The 3,249-nt window shown below is 41.6% G+C and carries 3 protein-coding genes and 3 pseudogenes; all 6 read left to right on the forward strand.

The window, feature by feature from the left end:
- The first annotated feature begins 566 nt into the window (after positions 1–566).
- Positions 567–688, forward strand: a pseudogene (locus UF06_RS26850) (DUF3265 domain-containing protein).
- A 9-nt stretch (positions 689–697) separates the two neighbouring features.
- The gene (locus tag UF06_RS10830) at positions 698–1,345 is read left to right on the forward strand and encodes a hypothetical protein (RefSeq protein ID WP_045570476.1); all 648 of its coding nucleotides are present in this window, start codon (positions 698–700) and stop codon (positions 1,343–1,345) included.
- Between the two features lie 434 nt (positions 1,346–1,779).
- Positions 1,780–1,875: pseudogene (locus UF06_RS27725) on the forward strand (DUF3265 domain-containing protein); the annotation flags it as partial.
- 192 nt (positions 1,876–2,067) lie between these two features.
- Complete coding sequence (locus UF06_RS10835) at positions 2,068–2,271, forward strand: hypothetical protein (RefSeq protein ID WP_045570477.1); 204 nt, start codon at positions 2,068–2,070, stop codon at positions 2,269–2,271.
- A gap of 184 nt (positions 2,272–2,455) precedes the next feature.
- Entirely contained in the window at positions 2,456–2,830 is a 375-nt protein-coding gene (locus UF06_RS10840; RefSeq protein ID WP_052702550.1) for a hypothetical protein, read from the forward strand.
- A 51-nt stretch (positions 2,831–2,881) separates the two neighbouring features.
- Positions 2,882–3,249: pseudogene (locus UF06_RS10845) on the forward strand (transposase); the annotation flags it as partial.

The raw sequence follows: 3,249 nt of genomic DNA on the forward strand, positions 1-3,249 counted from the left end.
TATCATGGCTCTGGCTTGGGTTGGTTCTTGAATCACTCAACCATTGCAATCGTGGTTTTTGATCGAGTAAAGTCAGTTTATCTTATTGAATTTGCATAACAAACGGCTCAAGAGGGATTGCCAACGCGTGGCGACTTTAGTGCAAAATTGAAGTTCAGTGTTTACGGTGTGTTTTTTGAGTTCGGCGGTGCGTTGTCAACCCCTTAGCCGGGCGTTATGCTTAATCACCAAAAATCAGTGGGTTATGGTCTTTCTTTGTTCCCTTGGCTTGTGAGTTTTGTGTTTCTCGGCAAGTTGGCTTCAGTGGGCGCTGTTTTCCGGACAATTATTCTTTGGCGCTGGAAATTCAGAGAATTGCCTCAATCAATTTTCGGGTAAGCGCGAGGTTGGGGCGCTTGGCTCAATCAGCAATTTGAACTTAGGTTTTTGAGTTTTAGCAGCCAAATTTCAACGTGCAATTTTCAAAACTACGAGTCGTTTCGGTTTTCTACGTTTTGGCTTTTGTTTCTGATTCAAAGTCGAGTTAATCTTGTTTCCATAAAAACGTAACCCATTGAAGCTTAAGCATAACAAGGCGTTCAAGAGGGATTCATGCCGCGTGGCACTCTTGGTATGCGGTGATTTTTGTGGTGAAAATGGTCTGCGGAAGCTTGGTTTATGCGGCATTCACCCCTTAACGCGGCGTTAGGAATCAAAAATGGAAAACATTCACCAATTTTACATTCAATCAGCTTTAACTATCATAGGCTGGTTTATAGCCGCATTTTGGGCTGTAAAACAGGTCGAAAAATCTAATGAAAGTAATAGTCATTTACAAAGGCTACTATTGCAAGAAAGTCATCGCCAATATTTAGCAAGAGAATTAAATGAAGCATATAAACCTGCTATGGCTAACATAGACGATTTTATTCAGTCTCTGTCATTTTTGGTGATAATTTATGGGAAGTATAAAAAAGGATACTTTGCTAATAATGGTTTCGAGAAAGTCAAGGAAAGCATTGATGCACTATATTCATCGCAATCTCAGATGACACAAGATTTTTGCAAACTTGATGTCTGGCTAAATACTATGGGCTCTTCTATTGAACTTGTCGGTGACATCAGGCTCTATGTAGCGAAGTACTATGAACTGATGGTATTAAATGTAAGTGAAATGCAATCACAGGAAGCGCTTTGGATTAACATTCACCTACTATTAGAAAATATCGACGAAAAAGGTGAGGTTGATTATGCTGAGTTGCGGGAACTATCTTCAAACTTGATTGTAGAGTTAGTTAAAGTTCGCGGTGGGCTGAGTGATAGTATCGGCCTAATAAATGTTAAGCTCTGTGGAGAATATTCCTAACAAACGCTTCAAGAGGGACAGCCAACGCGTGGCATTTTTACTATGCGTTGGCTTTTGTGATTACTGTGTTATGCGGAAAGTTAGTAGTAGCGTTGTCTGCCCCTTAAGCGGGCGTTATGCTTAATCACGCAAAGTCAGTGGTTTATGTTTTTTCTTTGTTCCCTTGGCTGATTGGTTTTGTGCTTGTCGGCAAGTCGGTTTCATTGGGCGCTGTTTTTTGGACACTTATTCTTTGGCGCTGAAAATTCAGAACGTTGCCTCAATCAATTTTCAGGTAAGCGCGAGGTAAGGTTGGCTGGCTCAATCAGCAATTTGATCTTAGGTTTTGAGTTTTAGCGGCCAAATTTCAAAGTCTGATTTTCAAAACTATGAGTCATTTCGGTTTTCTACGTTTTGGCTTTTGTTTGTGAGTTAAAGCTGAGTTAATCTCGGTTTTGGTAAACCGTAAGTCATTGAAGCTTAAGCATAACAAGGCGTTCAAGAGGGACTCGGCACGCGTGGCATTTTTGGCTTGCAGTTTGTTTAGTGGTTAAGTTGTATGCGGTCACGTTTGTAGTGCGTGCCTGCGCCCCTTAACGCGGCGTTAGGCATTAATCGTTCGACTATCAAATTTAGCTGATACAATGCTCTTATTATTCAAAGTAGTAGAGTTTTTAAGTATGGACATAGGCAAGTTAACGCGAAAAGAACTGATAGAGTTAAATCATAGGATCGTAGCTCGTTTGGAGCATCTGGATAAACTTGAAGTTCAAGCCAAAAGGCAAGAGTTCATACTTGGTTCGCCGGCGCAGTTTGTCGATGATAAAGGCACTATTCAGCTATGTGTTGTCGTTAAGTTCAATAAGAAGTCAGTATCAGTGTCAACAGCAAATGGTGAGCGTTGGAACATTCCAGCAGAACGATTACAACCGTTGGCAAATGCCTAACAAACGCCTCAAGAGGGACTGTCAACGCGTGGCGTTTCCAGTCCCATTGAGCCGCGGTGGTTGCAGTTGTTGTGATTGAGTTTAGTGGTATGCGTTGCCAGCCCCTTAGGCGGGCGTTATGTTTATCAGTGGCTTACCCATATTTTCTTAGCAATGAGTGTTTACATCATAAAGGAGTAGATGAATGACAAACAAAGTCGTTTTAGTAAAGGCATATTTTGCAATTGAATATGACTATATAGTTCGTGAAGTTCCCTCTGGTCAGTACGAGAGAGGTTTGCTAGGAAAGAAACCCATAATGACAAAAATAAAAGAGAAAATTGAAGTTGGTACATCTAAATCTCGTATTGATTCTGAACGACTAGCGACTGATCTTGAAATTAAAATTAACGAATTAAATGAGCAAGGTTTTACTGTTAAACAAGTGGTTCCAGTAATTTCTGGTGACTACGACTACTTGTACTCTGATGAAGGGGTCACTAGCTCACTTAGTTTGTTCACTGGTAATGAAAAAATAACAGGTGGCGCTAGAGAAGTGGCCCCCGATTTTCGGACATGACTTTAAGTGGTCGATCTGTTTTGATAGTACCCAACAATACAGGGACAGATTATGACTAGAAAACGTAGAAACCACTCTCCTGAGTTTAAAGCTAAGGTGGCACTCGATGCCGCTAAAGGCGATAAAACCGTCGCTGAGTTAGCTCAGAAATACAACCTGCACGCTAACCAAATCTCGACATGGAAAAAGGAGCTGCTTGAAAACGCAGCCATGATTTTTGCCACCGAAAATCACACAGGAAAAGAGAATTCCGAAGAAGTGGACAAACTTCACGCCAAGATCGGTCAATTGACCATGGAAAATGATTTTTTGGCCAAAGTGCTCGGTCGTTAGACCGAGCCCAGCGAAAGAGTTCGCTGGTTAAATCCACCCCATTGCCGATAAAGCGCCAGTGTGAGCTGCTCAATATTGCTCGCTCT

Origin of the sequence: Vibrio sp. S234-5, from assembly GCF_000960595.1 — a bacterium.
In the GTDB taxonomy this organism is placed as follows: Bacteria; Pseudomonadota; Gammaproteobacteria; order Enterobacterales; family Vibrionaceae; genus Vibrio.

Bases quoted from the DNA above. Each gene is read 5' to 3' on its own strand.
- UF06_RS10840 (WP_052702550.1), top strand. From the start codon at position 2,456: ATGACAAACAAAGTCGTTTTAGTAAAGGCATATTTTGCAATTGAATAT.
- UF06_RS10830 (WP_045570476.1), top strand. From the start codon at position 698: ATGGAAAACATTCACCAATTTTACATTCAATCAGCTTTAACTATCATA.